Source organism: Paenibacillus sp. sgz302115 (assembly GCF_056120445.1).
This window is the reverse complement of record NZ_JBVYOK010000032.1, coordinates 1-17,228: the sequence shown is the minus strand read 5'-3', so window position 1 is coordinate 17,228 and position 17,228 is coordinate 1. Positions and strand designations below refer to the sequence as shown.

Annotated in this window: 15 protein-coding genes; 3 read left to right on the top strand and 12 right to left on the bottom strand. The window is 52.0% G+C overall.

Features of this window, described 5'->3' with window-relative positions:
- The first annotated feature begins 30 nt into the window (after nucleotides 1-30).
- The 3 genes from AC0LWN_RS30340 (at nucleotide 31) to AC0LWN_RS30330 (ending at nucleotide 3,593) form a co-directional block, all read left to right on the top strand.
- Nucleotides 31-1,911, top strand: coding sequence for an FAD-dependent oxidoreductase (locus AC0LWN_RS30340; protein ID WP_474671970.1), 1,881 nt, complete (start codon nucleotides 31-33; stop codon nucleotides 1,909-1,911).
- 234 nt (nucleotides 1,912-2,145) lie between these two features.
- Entirely contained in the window at nucleotides 2,146-2,595 is a 450-nt protein-coding gene (locus tag AC0LWN_RS30335) for a hypothetical protein (protein ID WP_474671968.1), read from the top strand.
- A gap of 17 nt (nucleotides 2,596-2,612) precedes the next feature.
- The gene (locus AC0LWN_RS30330) at nucleotides 2,613-3,593 is read left to right on the top strand and encodes a polyprenyl synthetase family protein (RefSeq protein WP_474671966.1); all 981 of its coding nucleotides are present in this window, start codon (nucleotides 2,613-2,615) and stop codon (nucleotides 3,591-3,593) included.
- Between the two features lie 944 nt (nucleotides 3,594-4,537).
- Here the strand turns inward: AC0LWN_RS30330 and AC0LWN_RS30325 are convergent.
- The 12 genes from AC0LWN_RS30325 to AC0LWN_RS30270 all read right to left on the bottom strand — a co-directional run.
- Nucleotides 4,538-5,422 (bottom strand): UbiA-like polyprenyltransferase, encoded by an 885-nt coding sequence (locus AC0LWN_RS30325; protein ID WP_474671964.1) that lies wholly within the window; start codon nucleotides 5,420-5,422, stop codon nucleotides 4,538-4,540.
- A gap of 1 nt (nucleotide 5,423) precedes the next feature.
- Nucleotides 5,424-6,713: an aspartate aminotransferase family protein gene (locus AC0LWN_RS30320; RefSeq protein WP_474671962.1), complete on the bottom strand. Its 1,290-nt coding sequence runs from the start codon at nucleotides 6,711-6,713 to the stop codon at nucleotides 5,424-5,426.
- A gap of 108 nt (nucleotides 6,714-6,821) precedes the next feature.
- On the bottom strand, nucleotides 6,822-8,747 hold the full coding sequence (locus AC0LWN_RS30315) for a peptidase U32 family protein (protein WP_474671960.1): 1,926 nt from the start codon (nucleotides 8,745-8,747) through the stop codon (nucleotides 6,822-6,824).
- 20 nt (nucleotides 8,748-8,767) lie between these two features.
- On the bottom strand, nucleotides 8,768-9,559 hold the full coding sequence (locus tag AC0LWN_RS30310; RefSeq protein ID WP_474671958.1) for an energy-coupling factor transporter transmembrane component T family protein: 792 nt from the start codon (nucleotides 9,557-9,559) through the stop codon (nucleotides 8,768-8,770).
- Nucleotides 9,552-10,457, bottom strand: coding sequence for an energy-coupling factor transporter ATPase (locus tag AC0LWN_RS30305; protein ID WP_474671956.1), 906 nt, complete (start codon nucleotides 10,455-10,457; stop codon nucleotides 9,552-9,554). The genes AC0LWN_RS30310 and AC0LWN_RS30305 overlap by 8 nt, the downstream gene beginning before the upstream one ends.
- A complete protein-coding gene (locus tag AC0LWN_RS30300) occupies nucleotides 10,442-11,299 on the bottom strand; it encodes an ATP-binding cassette domain-containing protein (RefSeq protein WP_474671954.1) in 858 nt (285 codons plus the stop codon). The genes AC0LWN_RS30305 and AC0LWN_RS30300 overlap by 16 nt, the downstream gene beginning before the upstream one ends.
- A gap of 29 nt (nucleotides 11,300-11,328) precedes the next feature.
- On the bottom strand, nucleotides 11,329-11,880 hold the full coding sequence (locus tag AC0LWN_RS30295; protein ID WP_458965690.1) for a Gx transporter family protein: 552 nt from the start codon (nucleotides 11,878-11,880) through the stop codon (nucleotides 11,329-11,331).
- Nucleotides 11,864-12,253 (bottom strand): NusG domain II-containing protein, encoded by a 390-nt coding sequence (locus AC0LWN_RS30290; RefSeq protein WP_458965689.1) that lies wholly within the window; start codon nucleotides 12,251-12,253, stop codon nucleotides 11,864-11,866. Before AC0LWN_RS30290 ends, AC0LWN_RS30295 begins: the two co-directional genes overlap by 17 nt.
- 215 nt (nucleotides 12,254-12,468) lie before the next feature.
- The gene (locus AC0LWN_RS30285; RefSeq protein WP_474671952.1) at nucleotides 12,469-14,010 is read right to left on the bottom strand and encodes an HD domain-containing phosphohydrolase; all 1,542 of its coding nucleotides are present in this window, start codon (nucleotides 14,008-14,010) and stop codon (nucleotides 12,469-12,471) included.
- 803 nt (nucleotides 14,011-14,813) lie between these two features.
- A complete protein-coding gene (locus AC0LWN_RS30280; protein WP_474671950.1) occupies nucleotides 14,814-15,755 on the bottom strand; it encodes an alpha/beta hydrolase in 942 nt (313 codons plus the stop codon).
- 27 nt (nucleotides 15,756-15,782) lie between these two features.
- Entirely contained in the window at nucleotides 15,783-16,196 is a 414-nt protein-coding gene (locus AC0LWN_RS30275) for a hypothetical protein (RefSeq protein WP_474671948.1), read from the bottom strand.
- Between the two features lie 122 nt (nucleotides 16,197-16,318).
- Nucleotides 16,319-17,228: LPXTG cell wall anchor domain-containing protein (locus tag AC0LWN_RS30270; protein ID WP_474671946.1), on the bottom strand; the 910-nt coding region annotated here is incomplete at its 5' end.

The window sequence follows — 17,228 nt, the reverse complement described above, 5'->3', positions numbered from 1 at the left end:
AGCTAATCAGACGAATGAGGTGAGTTTCTCTTGAAGAAAATAGTCATTTTGGGTGGCGGCTACGGCGGCGTACTCACGGCTAAGAAACTGGCAAAGAAGTATAAGAACAACAAAGATGTAGAAATTAAACTGATCGACCGTAATCCTTATCACACTCTTTTGACTGAGCTGCATGAGGTTTCAGCGAACCGTGCGCCTGAGGATTCAATCAAAGTTGATTTGAAGAAAATTTTTGCAGGTCTCAAAGTGGATGTTGTTCTGGATGAAATCAGCAACATTGATTTTAAAGGTAAGAAGCTGAAATCTGACAAAGCCACTTATGCTTACGATTACCTGGTAATCGGCACAGGCAGCAAACCAACGTTCTTCGGAATTCCGGGAGCTGAAGAGAATACCTTCTCCTTCTGGTCCTACGACGACGCGGTTGCACTCAAACGCCAAATCCGCGACATGTATACTCAAGCGGCCAAAGAAAAGAATCCTGCTGTACGCCGCGCAATGCTGACCTTCGTCATCATCGGTGCCGGCTTCACAGGCGTCGAGCTGGTTGGGGAAATGGCCGAGCAACGCGACGAGCTGTGCAGAGAATTCTTCATTGATCCGTCCGAGGTTCGCCTGATCGTGGCCGATATGGCTCCGAAGATTCTGCCAATCCTCCCGGATAAGCTGATTCAGAAGGCTGAAGCCCGTCTGCGCAAGCTGAAGGTAGAAATCGTGACCGGTGCCAAGATCACCGAAGTTGGCGATGGCAGCGTAGCTCTCGGCGAGAAGAACATCGTCGATGCCAAGACTATTGTCTGGACCGCCGGTGTCGAAGGCTCCGAACTTGTCGGCGGCCTTGAAGTACAACAGCAAGGACGCAAACGGATTGTTACAGATGAGCATCTGGAAAGTGTTGACCATAAGAACGTATACGTTGTTGGGGACAACATCTTCTATATTCCTGAAGGCGAGACCCGTCCGGTTCCGCAGATGGTTGAAAATGCTGAACAGGCCGCTCCAGTCATTGCGAACAACATCGCCGCAGATATCAGCGGTACTGCCAAAAAAGCCTACAAACCAGGCTTCCACGGTACGATGGTCTCCATCGGCAGCCGTTATGGCGTTGCCAACGTAGGTCTTCCAGGCAAGCTCTTTATGCTTACCGGATTCCTGGCTATGCTGTCCAAGCATTTTATCAATATGTTCTACCTGTCACAGGTAGCTGGCTTCAACAAAGTATGGACTTATATGATGCACGAGTTCTTCCATGTAGAGAACCGCAAGAGCTTTGTGGGCGGCTACTTCTCCAAACGCTCGCCGAACTTCTGGCTGGTACCGCTCCGTATGCTTCTCGGTGGTATGTGGTTATATGAAGGTATAGATAAGCTGAGAAAGATCTGGGTTGATCCAAATAAAATCTTCCTGATCCCTGCTGCTCCATTTGCAACAGATGCTGCTTCGTCAGCCAGTGTTGCCGTGGATGCCGTTAAAACAACGGTAGATGCACAGTCCGCAGCTTCGGCGGTTTCCACTGCCAAAGAAGCCGTATCGGCTTTGCCGGTTCCAGGCTTTGTCTATGACATTACGAACTGGTTCATGGATTTGATGTTCTACAACAACGACGGAAGTTATACCTTCCTGGCAAAATGGTTCCAAATCGGTATGGTCTGTGCCGAAATCGTCTTTGGTGTTATGCTTATCGTAGGTCTGTTCACAGCACTTTCTTCCCTAGCGACCATAGCTATGGCCGTGATGATCTGGTCGACCAAGATGGCAGCTACCGAAATGCTCTGGTACGTTGGGGCGGCTATCGCCTGCATCGGCGGATCGGGCAGCGTATTCGGTCTCGACTACTACGTTCTTCCTTGGCTCAAAAAGCAGTGGAAACGAATCCCGCTCGTGCGTCGATGGTATCTATTCACCGACTGACGATTCAGCGATTCACAGTCTGTACACCATATAATTTATAATAGCAGTGACTTATGTGTTTTTTATGTTGCTGCAACTGAATATGTTATTCTTAAGAGTAATGTGTCCCTAGGACACATTACTCTCCTTGTTTACCAAGGTGATTTAGCTGCGTTTTGTTTTGAATAATGGTTTTGTAGGGATAATCAAGACTATGGTTTCTTCCGGCAAAACCGACAAGAAGGAGAGAATCTTGTGAACAGAAAACTCATTGAAGATACCTTCCGGCGGCTTGAGGCTGAAATGTCACCCATCGCCGGAATTCAGTTGCATCTCTCTCCGGCAGAATGTGAGCAATTGCTCCCGGTACTGGAACGCCATGATCTGGAATATGAACGCAAAATCCATTTGCTTGGTATTTATACCATTCTTACCGTGGCGGCTGGACGCCATATGGAATGTGTCCCACATCATCCTGACCTGACCCGTAACATTTTGGATGGAGATTATTTATATAGCTTTTATCTGCAGTTTGCGGTGAAATGCCGTGAGCTGGACCTGGTTGCCTATTTGGCACCCTCAATTAAAAAATTGCAAATCGCGCGGTCAAATGGAGACTTCTCGGAACAAAACCCGGCGGCTGGGATTGAACAGTTCCTGATTCAAGAGCGCAGGCAGCGAAGCCGCACAAGCAAAGCCATTTGACAGGTGGGAACCATACAATGAAGCTCCATGAAGCCTTGAATATAGACCTGAATGAAATTAACCTTGAAATTCAAAATCTTGTGGCCCGTGATAAGGACGTACCCAAAAAGTCGCAGCTCGCGCAGAGTATTCTGGAATTGACCGGCTCCGGCGGCAAACGTCTCCGTCCGCTCATGGTCATCGTTGGCAGCCGTTTCGGGCGCAAGCCCTCAAGCCGCCGAACTCTGCAATTGTCCGCTGCTGCTGAATTTATTCATGTGGCCTCATTAATTCATGATGATATTATTGACGATGCCGAGCTGCGTCGGGGCGCTCCGGCCTTGCACACCAAGACCGGCGTCTTATCGGCTGTACATATCGGCAACTATATGTCTGCCCGTATCATTGAGCTGCTCAGTAAATACACCGGAGATAAAAACCGCTACGTTCACGATTTATCCTCTGTAGCTACCGCCCAGCTATGTCTTGGTGAATACCAGCAAATGGAGCATGCCTACGACTACAACCTTTCATTTGAGCAATATCTGGAGAAATCACGCAACAAAACAGCAATGCTGATGGCCACCTGCCTGCGGGTAGGCGCACTTTCCACCGAAAGCACAGAGGAAACTGCTAATCTGCTTTATGCTTTTGGTGAGGCGCTTGGTATGTCCTTTCAGATCCAGGATGATCTCCTGGACTTCACCCAGTCTGCCGATGTGCTCGGTAAGCCCGCCGGCAGCGACCTGCGTCATGGCCAGGTTACACTCCCTGTTCTGTTTGCCCTGCAGGACCCCGAGCTGGCTCCAGCCATCCGCACAATCGGTCCCTCCTCCTCCGATGAAGAGGTTGCCCATGTACTGAGTCTGATCAACCGCAGCGATGCTCTGACCCGTACCGAAAGCGTCAGCCAGGACTATCTCGACCAGGCAGCCGGCATTATTGAGCAGTTGTCCAGCTACCCGGCACATACCGACCTGGAGACACTGCTGCAGTATTTCGCCGGGCGTGACCGGTAGGGCTGTTCTAACTGCGGGGATTGTACCTATTGAGCGCAGCCGGAGATAACCAGCTGCTGGTCCGTCAACCGTCTAACTTGCCTACCGACTAGCGGGACTATCAGCGGCTACCGTCTGCCGACCAACTAGCAGGCCTCTCAACAGTCTACCGTCGCCGACCGACTAGCAGGCCTCTCAGCAGCCTGCCGTCACCGACCAATTAGTAGGCCTCTCAACAGCCTGCCGTCGACAATCGACTAACGGACCTGTTATCGGCCTACCGTCTGCCGACCGAGTGGAAAAAGTATAACTAATTTTTGTCTTCGCCCTCCTATTACAGCTTAAGTTGGAAAAAGTACAACTAATTCAGTCAAAACGGCCGCCAAACGCCGAATTCCACTGAATTAAGTGGACGAATTCCCACTAAAGTCCGCTGTGGCAGGCATTTGAGGAAATTAGTGGACAAATTCCACTTTGCAGCAGATCCAATGGACCTTTCATTTCTCTTATATTTTGTTAGCCTCCGCGTTACCCTTGATAACGCGATAAGACGCAAAAAAGCTCCCATTCAGGAGCTTTTTTGCGTCTTTAAGTAAATTACCGGTGCTAAACTACCGAACGCAGCAAAGCGCCCGTGAGTGAGTTTAGCTATGGTATTTGCTTGTTTTGCTTTTTGGTTTTTCGCTTTTTCGCTTTGAAGCACTCCCCGCCAGGAAAGCCGCGAAGCCAGCTTTCCACGCCTCCTGCCCCGCCCAGCTGGGCAGGCATGTTGTCTTTTTGTTGTTAGCTAGGCAGGTTAGGACGGAACGGAGGGGAATTTTGGAACTGTAGGAGCGGTAGCGTCCGCCTTTATGTTTGGATTTCTACCGCGACCAGCGGTTCAAATCAGGAAATCCAAACATAACAGCGGCCGGAAGTCCAAACATTCACCGGAGTGGAGCCTCTCCTAACCGCCCCCGCACAACCTAGCTAACAATAAAATAATCAATCAGCGTGCACAGCAATATCACCATACTGATCACCTGATTCAAATTATAAGAGGCCACCTTCATCATCCGCCGATTATGGGGCTTGATGATCTTGTGCTCCGTCATCAGGAGCACCGTGGCAATGGCAATGCCCACCAGGTACATCCAGCCTAGATCGCGCCAGAAGTACAGGAACAGCAGCAGCATGATCATAATGAAATGCAGCCCTTTGGAGATTCGCAGGGCGTTCTCCAGCCCGAAGAAGCTCGGAATCGACCAGAGGCCGTTCCGCCGGTCAAAGTCGATATCCTGGGTGCCGTAAATAATATCAAAGCCGGCAATCCAGAGCATAACAACCGTACCAATAACAAACGGTGTGAACGCAATGTTTCCCGTCACGGCAAACCAGGCGCCAATCGGCGCCGAGGCAATGACGAAGCCCAGATACAGATGGCTGAGAAAGGTAAACCGCTTCGTATAAGAGTAGCTGGAAATCAGGACAATCGCCACAGGAGACAGCAGCAGACAGAGCAAATTAAGCATGCCGGAAGCGACGATAAACAGCGCATAGTTGATGATGATAAACAGGATGACTTCTTTCTCCACAAGCAGCCGCTGCGGCAGGTGACGGTGTGCTGTGCGCGGATTTTTGCCGTCAAAGGTCCGGTCGACCAGACGATTAAAAGCATTCGCTCCATTACGCGCGCCAATCAGCGCAATCAGCCCCCACAGCATCATATGGCCGGAAGGCCACCCGCCCGCTGCCCATACCATCGAGATGATGGCAAAAGGCAGGGAAAACAGGGTGTGGGAGAACATCACCAGCTCACTGAACATTTTCAGCTTGAGCGCAGAGGTTTTGACAGCATTCAATATCGCCATATTATTCTTCCTTTTCACTTGCAGCTTGCTGCAGCACCTCATGGAGCACTGCAATCATGCCGTCAATATCCTCGGCTGTAACGACCAGCGGCGGCTGAAAGGCCAGCACATTGCGGCCCACGCCATTTTTACCGATGATATACCCCCGGTCCTTCATTTCTTCAAGCACGGCATCGGTCAGCTCAGCAGCATCCACACCTGTCAGCTCCGCTCCCAGCATCAGCCCGGTTCCGCGCACATCGGCAATCATCCCCGGGAACTGCTGCTGAAGCGACAGCAGCCCATTCTTCAGCCGTGCTCCAAGCTCGGCCGCACGCTCCGGCAGCTTTTCATCACGGATATAATCCAGCACAGCCAGCGCCGTTGCCGCCGATACGGGGTTGCCCCCAAAGGTCGAAGCCGAAGGACGGTTGAGTGAGGCCGCAATTTCATCTGTGGTCGCAAAAGCGGCTACCGGAACCCCGTTGCCCAGCGCTTTGGCCATGCTGATAATATCCGGCACAACGCCAAAATGCTCCATGGCAAACATTGCTCCCGTGCGTCCGTAGCCGGTCTGAATCTCGTCAGCGATCAGCAGCACGCCGTATTGGTCCAGCAGCGCTTTGACTTCACGGAAATAGGTGAGGGCAGGCATAATCATGCCCCCATTCCCCTGAATCGGCTCTACGATCATTGCTGCGATAGTGTCACCCTTCTCCTCCAGCACCCGCTTCAAGCTCTTTAGAGAAACCGCAGCAGCTTCTTCCAGGGTCAGCTCAGGATGATAAGGACGTTCAATGAAGGTTACATCCTCATCCAGATAGTTGTCCGTTCTCCACATTTGCAGTCCGGTTACACTCATCGTCAGATTGGTCCGGCCATGCAGGCCGCTCTCCAGCGCAATAAAACCCTTGCGTCCGGTATGCATTCTGGCCAGCAGCAGCGCTCCCTCATTGGCCTCAGAGCCGCTGTTGACGAAGAAGCTCCGGCGCAGCTTCCCAGGCAGCACCTCCTCCAGCCGCTCCGCCAGATCCACGTTTGGCTGCGTGAGATATATCGTCGAGGTATGCTGGAGCTGCTGAAGCTGCTCGATCGTGCGCGCCGTAATGGCCGGATTGCAATGGCCGCAGGCAACGACGGACACTCCGGCGAAAAAGTCGGTATACTGCTTGCCATTTTCATCATAGACAAATTGCATGCTTCCGCGCACCAATTGCGGTGCATCACGATAAAAGTGCGCTGTACACGGATAGAAGTATTGTTTTCTTTTGGCGGCAACCGCTGCTCTCCCGATGGTTTTTTGTTGCTTCATGATGGGTTCCCTCTCTTTCAGCCTATTTCTTTGTGAAAATAATAACTTATCACTATACCACTTACTATTATTATACGCGTTAACCTAATCTTTTAAAATTTAAATATATTAATTGAACTGCAAAGAACCTAAGGTATAACCGGCATACACAGGCTTCAGTCCGCCCAGCAGATCCTCTTGCCCACTCAAACCGTTAATTGCAGCCTGATACGCAGCAATGATAGTACGCAGCTCTTCTGTGCTGTAAGTCGCACCTTCGATCCGGAAGCTGGAAATTCCCAGTCCGCTCATTTCATTCAGCATAGGCAGGTAACAAAGCTCTTTGGAGAACAGCAGGTGGCAGCGGCCAAATTGGTCACGGTAGACAGGATTTTCGCCTTTATCGGTTTTGAGCACCAGTACGCTGTTGTTGACATACAGATTATCCTCTTCGCCAATAGGTTCCATAACCTCGGTATTTTCATAGAGATCATGCTCCATATACATCAGTGCCGGTGTACCATGAACGACGACTTCCAGCGGCAGCTCACAGCGTGAGGTGAAGGTGGCAAAATGCTCCATCGTCATCTCAGGCGATACCGTAAGCTTCTCCAGCCCGAGTCCGGCATATAGCCCGGCAGCAAGGTGGTTGTACACATTCAGGTTGACATCGCCGATCATCGGATATCCTGTTCCTCTATAGCGGCGAATGGCTCCCAGGTTGGTAATCATCAGCCCGTCAATCGGCAGGCGCTCCCCATTCAGCAGATGATCATACTGGTCAAAATGCAGCTCCGTCATCATCCGCGGCATGCCGAGGTACAGCTTCGTTTGCCCCTTAATCGCTCCAAGCTCCTTAATGTCCTGCTTCGTGAACGGACGGTCCGGCTCAAATACATCTCCTGGCAGGTACAGGCTCTCTACGCCCATCTCCAGCACTAACCGGGCTTGTTCCATATTATTGACCCGGACTGCCAGCTCCGGCTTGCCCTTCGGCGCACGTTTTGCTTCTGCCAGGCGTTCACGCAGCTCCAGCACACGTTTCTCGGACAATTCACGTTCTGCAGTTGGCGTACTGAATACTTTGCCTGTGCTGTAGAACTTGCCTGTGCCCTCATACCGGCGGTTGATGTTCGACAGACCCGGTTTGCCAAAAGCATATGCGGTGGAAAAATCACGTTTGCGGTTTTTGTACAGCTCTTTGGAGTCCACCGTCCGGTCAAAACCCAGCGGATCATCAATATAACGGTCAAGGGCTGCGCCATAGCTGTTGACCAGGGAGACCATGAATTCCTTGTCGCGCATCCGGCCTTCGATTTTGAAAGAAGTGATGCCTGACTCGATCAGCTCAGGAAGATGCTCGTACATGAACATATCCTTTACGGCGAGCGGATACTCCGCAGGGAAAACATAGCCGTCCCGTTTAATCCGGTAATCCCAGCGGCAAGGCTTCATGCATTTGCCCCGGTTGCTGCTCATGCCAAATACCTGGGAGCTGAAATAGCAGTTCGCCCCGTGCACGGAGCACATGTCGCCATGAATGAAGTATTCCAGCTCCATACCGCTCCTTTGCCCCAGCAGCTTTGCCGTCTGCAGATCCATCTCCCGCGAGGTCACCACACGGGTAACTCCGAAATCGCGCAGCGCGTAGATCATCTCCAGATTATGCACATTCATCATGACCGAAGCGTGAACGTGAAGGGTAAGCCCCATTTCGCGGATTAGCTCCAGCACAGCCATATCCTGAACAATCAGCGCATCGGGACGGGCACCATCGAGAAAACGCAGGTACTCTCTGGCTTCTTCCACATCTTCCTCGCTGAAAAGGTTGTTTACAGTGATATATACTTTTTTATCCAAGCTATGGGCGATATCAATTGCCTCGATAATTTCTTCATGTGACAGATTATAGCCCTTGCGCATCATTCTCATATTCAGTACCGGACCGCCAAAATAAACAGCGTCACAAGCGGACTGAATCACCTCTTTAAAAATATCAAACGTTCCGGCAGGCGCCAGAAGCTCGATTTCCTTACCGTTAAAATATCTTGCCATTGTCAGTTCCCCCTAAAATTTTACAATAACGCCACTACAACTCCCATGATGACAAACATCGCTACAAAAACTGTATCGGCCCCGCCCCACCTTGGACGGTGATAGCGGCTGCGCGGGGCATCCATGCGGAAGCCTCTGGCTTCCATCGAGTAAATCAGGTCCTGGGCACGCCGGAATGCGCTCGCGATCACCGGAACAAGCAGGGAAACGAGCATCCGCGTCTTCTCCTTCAGCGGCAGCTCCTTCAGGTCCGCTCCCCGGGAGGCCTGGGCTTTCATGATAATCTGCGCTTCATCGAGAATCGTCGGGATGAAACGCAAGGCAATGCTGATCATCAACGTAATCCGGTCCGGCGACAGCCCAAGGCGCTTGAACGGGGACAGAATGCCCTCCAGACCTTGATTCAGCTTGCCCGGAGTGGTCGTGAAGGTAAGCAGTGCCGTGAACGTAATCAGGAACAGCATGCGAATGACGGAAAAGGTTGCCAGACGCAGGCCGCCCTCATGCAGCGAGAATGAGCCGACAGACCATAGTGCATCCCCTTCCTTGACGGACAGGAGCTGCACTATGAAAATGAACAGCATCATATAACGCAAAGGCTTGGCCGCCTTGATGAAATATTTCAGCGGTATGCGTGTCGAAGCCATAACCGCGATTGAGAATACAGCCAGCAGCGCCATCGCCGGCCACGAGTTCGACAGCAGAATGACGGCTACATACAGCATCATTCCTGTTAGCTTGGACCGGGCATCGAGCTTATGCACCCACGAGCCGGTCTCAATGCTGCGTCCCAGCAGCAGCCGCTCATTCATGGGCATCCCTCTTTTCTTCGTGCTCACCGGAGTGCCCTGCCGCAGCCGGCGATAAGCCGGAGATCAGCTCCGCGAGGCTCTCCGCAGTGAGCCTGGGCTTCTCGCCATGCAGACCGAAGCGGTCAGCAACCGCCCGCCAGTAGCGGAGCGAATGAGGCACCGTAAGTCCGCAGCCTTCCAGAATGGCCGGGTCTGCAGCAAGCTCCCCGCCGCTGCCCTGAAAGGCAATCTGGCCCTCCTTCAGCAGAACCCAGCGGTCGGCATAGGGCAGCAGCTCATCCATCCGGTGGGTGACGATGATGATCGTCCGGCCCTGCTCACGGCAGAGCCGCTCCAGCTGCGCAATCAGCTCCGCGCGGCTGACAGGGTCCAGCGTTGCCGTCGGCTCGTCCAGCACGACGATGTCCGGGTCCATAGCCAGCACAGAGGCGATGGCCGCTTTGCGCATCTGTCCTCCGCTCAAGCGGAACGGATTGCGGTCCAGCAGGGCGAGGTCCAGCCCCATATCGAGCAGAGCCTTACGCGCCCGCTCCTTGGCTTCTTCCAGGCTCATACCGAAATTCAGCGGTCCGAAGCATAAATCCTTCTCCACGGTATCCTCGAACATCTGCTGCTCAGGGAACTGAAAGACCAGCCCGACCCGGCGGCGCAGCGGCAGCAGCTTCGGCGACTTCTCCCCGGCGCGAATGATAACATCCAGCACGTTCACCGCACCCTCGGTCGGCTTCAGAATTCCGTTAAATAGTTGCAGCAGCGTAGACTTGCCGGAGCCTGTCGCCCCGGCAATCCCGGTCAGCGAGCCCTTGGGGATGCCTAAGGTAATATCGTGTAGCGCTGTCTGCCTCCACAGGCTTTTGTCAGCGTAGGTATAGCTTACTTGGTCTAGTTGAATGGCCATAATGTATCTATAAGCTCCTTTTCACTGGCGGGAACATCCACCCTGATTCCCAGGCTCTGCAATTCACGGGCAAGCCGCCAAGGATAAGGCTCCCGCAGGTGGCACTTCTCCAGAAGCTCTTCATTTCGAAACAGCTCGCCCGGAGTAATATCAGCCGCTAGGCCGCCGTCATGCAGGGCAAGCACACGATCCGACGCCAGAATTTCGTCCGCATCATGTGTGATCATCAGGATCGTGTACTGCCCTTCCTCACGCATATCCTGAAGAATGCCAAGCAGCTCATCGCGACTTCCCTCGTCCAACATGGAAGAGGCCTCGTCAAAGATGACGATGCCTGGCTTCATGGCAAGAATGGAGGCGATGGAGACCCGCTGCTTCTGTCCGCCCGACAGCTCGCCGGGATGCTTGGACAGCAGATGGCTGATGCCCAGCTTCTCGGAATAGGTTCTGAGCCTGCTTTCCATCTCCGCGTATGGCAAACATAGCCCCTCCAGGCCAAATAAGATATCTTCCTCAACCGTAGCTCCGATGAACTGATTGTCGGGATTCTGGAACACCATGCCGATGCATTGCCGGATCATCCCAATGTTTTCTTCATTAAGTATATGGCCGCAAACGACGATATCTCCGGCACTTTTGGGCAGCAAGGCATTCATCAGCTTCACCAGCGTAGACTTGCCGCAGCCGTTCGGGCCGACTACACTTACCCATTGTCCCTTCGGGATGGACAGCGTAATATTATGAAGAATGGGATACTCCGGATCATAGCCGAACGAAACCCCATCGAGAGCAATAACAGCCTGCGGTGCCCCGTCTTCTATCTCTTTATTTGTTTCACTCATGTTAGTCATCCTTCCGCTGATGTGAACGGTCAGCCCAAAAACTCTTCAAACAGCGATATTTTGGACAGCGACGCCACCAGATAACGGACTGCGAACCCGACGGCAATCCCCGTCACAATCCCGGTAATAAGCAGGATCGGCAGATAGTAGAAAATACTCATGGATTTGAACACTATCGCAGCGGCAAGCAATTGTCCGGTATTGTGGGCCAGTCCCCCGGCGATACTAATTCCGATTACGCTGAATTTTTTGCCGCCCCATTTCACCAGCAGGAACATGACCACAAAGCTGAAGAGCGAGCCAAACAGGCTGAACAGCAGGCTTGAGAAAGTCCCCAGCAGGAATGCGGTAAGCAAAGTCTTCAGGATCACCAGTACAAAAGCGTCACGTCCGCGTAAAAAGAAAATACAAGTCAGAATCATAATGTTGGCAAAACCCAGCTTGGCACCCGGCATCAGCCCGACGCCAACCAGCGGGATCTGGGCCTCCAGAATACTCAGCACTACAGCCACTGCGGCAAAAATCGCCACAATCACCGTTCGTTTCAAAGCCTTTGCCGATTCACTACTGGACATAGGCATCTATACCATCCTCCCCCGACTCGCCGGCAACCTCCACTAGCACCCTGTGCGGCAGACATACGATGGTCTGTTTGGGACGGTTGATCATGCCGAAACCAAGGCATACCTTGTCGGGGCAGTCCGCATCATACATTTCAATCCCGTAATCATGCACCTTCAGAATGTTATAGCCGCGTTCCGTGCGGATATCAATTGTTTGTTCTTCCTTTGTAAGCTTCACTGTCTTATACAGCTTGCCGTCCACCGTTATATTGGCCACAAGATTTTTGCCAGGCCCAGCTTTATCAGCATCGTTCGATAACCATCTCGGTACGAGAAAAGCGAGCGCGGCAATGAGCACGATGGAAATCAGCAGCACATCTGCGCGTTTCATAATGATCTCCCTTATTTTTTAGTTAAAATCCAGACTTATTAATTATAACGGTCTGCCTTCAATCCTTCAATGAATGTGCTCGTTAATTGTCGGTTTTAGGGAGCAGTTCACAAAATAGGCACGCAAGCCTAAGCGGATACCTCCTATAAAATGGATAGCATCCGCTTCAGCAAGAAATATAAGGATAAAACTGTGTTATAACGCACAAGTGACGATTACCCCGCCCGGCCGGGACAACCGGATTCAGCGGATTTTCCGGGCTTTCCGCACTTGCAGAAATAGGCGATGAACAAGCCTGCAAACTCGGGGTCCCACTGGGTTCCTTTTCCCTGTTCCAGAATATCCAGAGCCCGCTCATGGCTGATCCCTTTGCGGTAGGGACGGTCTGAGGTCATGGCATCATATGCATCCGCCACCGCTATGATCCGTCCGAACAGAGGAATGGCCCTTCCCGCTAATCCGTCAGGGTATCCTTTGCCGTCATAACGTTCATGATGCGACCTCACTCCTCCGAGGTAAGGGGCCATGATCTCCACTGGCTCGATTTGACGCAGAATATTCTCGCCCAGTACCGGGTGGCTTTTGATCTGGTCGAATTCCTCATCGGTCAAATTCTCTTCTTTGAACAGGACGCTGTCCCGCACACCGATTTTGCCGATATCATGCAGCAGGGCCGACTTGCGCAGATTATCCAGCTTCTGTCCGGTCAGGCCGGCTAGTTGTCCGATAATAACCGAGTATTCCGCCACACGCAGCGAGTGCCCCGCAGTATACGGATCACGGGCGTCCAGCGCAACGGCGAGCGTAGTGAAATAGCTGTCGAGCAATTGCCTGTTCTGCTGCTCCCGGGCCTGCAGCCCGCGGACCATCATATTAAATCCGGCCACAAGCTTGGAGAATTCGTCGGAGTATTCATCCTGCATCTGCAGCAGACGCCCATCCTTGACGTTGCTCATTGCCTGGTACAGTTCATTGATGGGATGCTGTACACTGGCAGTCAGAAGCCAGGCCGCTACGGAAGAGAACAGAATGCCGATCACCAGGACCAGCCCCGCCCATTCCCAATAGCCATTCAAGCCTTCAGCGGGCACGTTCTTCAGCGTCAGCAGCCGGATTTGTGTTGCCATAATAAAAAGAAAAAGCGGAAACGTGCCGATCAGCATACAGCTAACCAGGAATTTGGGCCGGATAGATACAAAAATATGCCCCTCCAGCGAAAAATCTACACCGTACATTTCCAAAGCCCGATTTCTAAATTCCTTGATCAGCGGAATGATGGCCGAGCAGGTCAGAAAAAATTCAATCAGCGCATGCATGCAGGCCACCAGAATGGCCCCGACAACCGCAATCAATAGATAGAAATAAGGAAAACTGACGAGTCCAGTCCAGATCAGCCACGCGGTCATAAGTAAGGCAGGCAGAGAAAGTCCCAGCAAATGAGGCCCCAGTATCCGCTGAATCGCAATCTTCGGCAGCCGGTGCGTATGCAAGTACGCCTCTTCCAGCTCAGCCAGTGTCGGCTTCTGCTCGTTAAGCGCCGCGCGGAGCGGCCTCATTTGCCTGATAAAAATACTGATCTCCGTAATGACCATAATTATGAAGGAAATCAGCAGCACTATCGACAGCCTTAGATACTCTACTTTGCTTATTTGCAGTGAGGAGAGCAGGACAAGACTTCCCACCGCGAGCACAGCAACAACGGAGCCGAACATGTAATTACGAATCTGCTTTTTCAAAAAAGCTGCGAATAAATCCATCAGTCCCCCGTTTCCAGCCTTGCCGCCTAGCTTGCAGGGCAATCGCTTACGGATTTTTTTAAACCCTTGCCTTCAAAATTCCAGGAATAAATACCTGAGATGGAATTTCTCCACTTCATTCCGCTGAGTGACCTCCCCCCGGATGGTAAAAGGGAAAAACTCCACTTATTTCCTTCTAAAATCACTGAATGGATGGAAATGGAGAGAATTAAGTCTACTTTCTCCATCTAATCACCAAAAAATCGGTGAGATTCGCAAATTAGGTTTCCTTTTTCCACTTCAGCCAATCTCGCGGTTCATTTCGTAAGCGATTTCCCTGGCCCAGCTTGTTATATATTTGCATTTTCAAAAGCTTCGTGGTATTATAGAAAATATTTGTTTTTTCGTGTACTTATCCCATCAAGAAGATGTCAGGCCGATCAGTTACTACTTTTTATTTAGTATCGGCAATTTGGACACAAAATCTTACGTTTTCTTGCAGTACTCTTCCTTTTTATGAGATTAAATTCGAACATAGTTTTCCGATTCACACTGGCGCGGTCATGGAGCCGCAAGGACAAAAGAGAGGTAGGGCTTTTGTCGTTTTGGAAGGATTATTCTCGCCACACGGCTGCTGGAAATAACAAGGAACCAAGACACCCGTTTTTCTCACGGACGGCGGGGGATTAAATATACGAGAAGACATGGCTTCGCCGCTTCCTTGAATAACAAGGAACGGCCCCATGTGTGGAACATATTAGCGCCCGATAGCTGCTCTATTGCAGATATCGGGCGCGTCTACGTTTAAGGGGATCTTTTCAAGCTCATTGTACATAACGCCTCACAAAATCACTAACTCTGCCGATATACTCAGCCTTATTCGTGTCGTAAGCAAGACCGTGACCGGCCCCATGCACTACAAGTTTATCCTTCGGCCCCCGGCATGCGTTGTACAGCTTGTCCAGCATAGCGTAAGGCACGAATTTGTCAGCATCCCCATGGATGAACAGGATTGGCACACTGGCTTTGCGCACCTGCTTCAGCGCTGAAGCTTCCCCGAAGAAATACCCCGCCTTGAGCCGGGTAACCAGGCTGGCGCTATGGACAAAAGGAAAGCTGGGCAGACGGTACATGCGCCATAGCTGGTAGGATAGCTGCGCTTTTACCGAGGTATATCCACAGTCGGCGACGATCGCTTTTACCTGCGGCGGAAGCTTTTCACCTGCTGTCATCATCACCGTTGCTGCGCCCATGGATACCCCATGCAGCACAATCTGTGCCTCCGGTCCGCTCTCCGCCACAATGTGCCCGATCCACCGCAAATAATCCTTGCGCTCCGGCCAGCCAAATCCAATATAATCGCCCTTGCTGTCGCCATGTCCCCTGGCATCGGGAATCAGCACGTTATAGCCCAGGTTCTCATAATAGATTTTGGCGTATGCCCCCATATCCTTGCCTTTCCCGGAATAGCCGTGGGCAATAATCGCTGTCCGCCCTGCAGCGCGATCTGACGGCAGATAATAGCCTCTTAGCTTCAAGCCCTCGTCTGAGGTAAGCTCAATATTCCTGAAGCTGTGGCGGGCAATCCATTCCGCCCCTTCTCCCCAGGACGCCCCGGCAACCGGCGGATCCACCTTCAGATCAGGGGTTTTGCTCATAAACTCCTTGGGCGCCCGCTTGACCGCGACTCCATAGAAAAAGAATCCGGCATATATAACGGCGCTGGCAATAATGATTACAACTGCAAGTATGATTACACTCCACATCGGCGCTGTCACCTTTCCTTGAACAAATTAAGCCCCAGGCGCTGCGAGGCTTGGCACACCTCTGATTTGTGCATAGTATAACATGGCACTGGGATGAGCTGAAAATTTCGGTCCAGCTATCCTGCAGCTATGGTGGGTTTCATTAGCGGGTCCCAAGGAAGATATTGACTGGCGGTGCTTACACAACGGCATTTCTGCTGTTGTTGCTGAACTAACCATCCGTTGGCGCTTCAACAACGGCATTTCTGCTGTTGTTTCTGAACTAACTACCCATTCGCGCCTCAACAACAGCATTTCTGCTGTTGTTTCTGAACTAACTACCCATTCGCGCCTCAACAACAGCATTTCTGCTGTTGTTTCTGAACTAACTACCCATTCGCGCTTCAACAACAGCATTTCTGCCGTTGTTGCTGAACTAACCACCTGTTCATGCTTCAACAACGGCATTTCTGCCGTTGTTGCTGAACAAGTTCAACAGTTAAAAAAGCTGCTTCCGGGGAGATTAAATCTCCAGGAAGCAGCTTTACTATTTTACGGTTCATCTACTGAATCTGGCCTAACCCTTAGCGTTTACGTTTGCTTATTCTTGCCTTTCTGCCGAGCAGCAGCCCCACTCCGGCAATAGCTAAACCGGCGATATAATAAGGGGCCGGGCTGGATTCCCCGGTCTGCGGAAGCTTATCGACCGTATCCACGGTGCCCAAAGGAACCTCGTCATCAATAATGACTTGTTCATCCGGTTCCGGACTTGCGGTTGGAGCAGGGGCCGGCGTTGGCTTGATTGATGCTGCAGGCTTCACAGGAACGGCAGTTGCTACAGGACCCAAAGGTATAGGATCATCATTGATCAACGTCTCATTATCCACAATTGTGCCAATTATCGTTATTGGTGTTGGTGTTGGCTGTACCACTACCGGAGGAACAAATTCTACCGAGGTAGTGGGAGTTGGCGTTGGTGCTGTACTTGGTGCCGGTGTCGTGCTAGGCGTCGGCGACGTGCTTGCCGTTGGTGTTGGCGTCGACGTTGATGTCGCCGTTGGTGTTGGCGTCGACGTTGATGTCGACGTTGGTGTTGGCGTCGACGTTGATGTCGCCGTCGGTGTCGGCGTCGACGTTGATGTCGCCGTTGGTGTTGGCGTTGACGTTGATGTCGCCGTCGGTGTTGGCGTCGACGTTGATGTCGCCGTTGGTGTTGGCGTTGACGTTGATGTCGGCGTTGGTGTCGGCGTTGGTGTTGGTGTCGGCGTCGGCGTTGGTGTCGGCGTTGGCGTCGGCGTTGGTGTTGGCGTCGGCGTTGGCGTCGGCGTCGGCGTTGGTGCCGGCTCCGGCGTTGGTGTCGTCATTGGTGTTGGTGTCGGCGTTGGCGTTGGTGTTGGTGTTGGTGTTGGCGTTGGTGTTGGCGTTGGCGTTGGTGTCGGCGTTGGTGTCGGCTCCGGCGTTGGTGTCGGCGTTGGTGTTGGTGTCGGCGTTGGC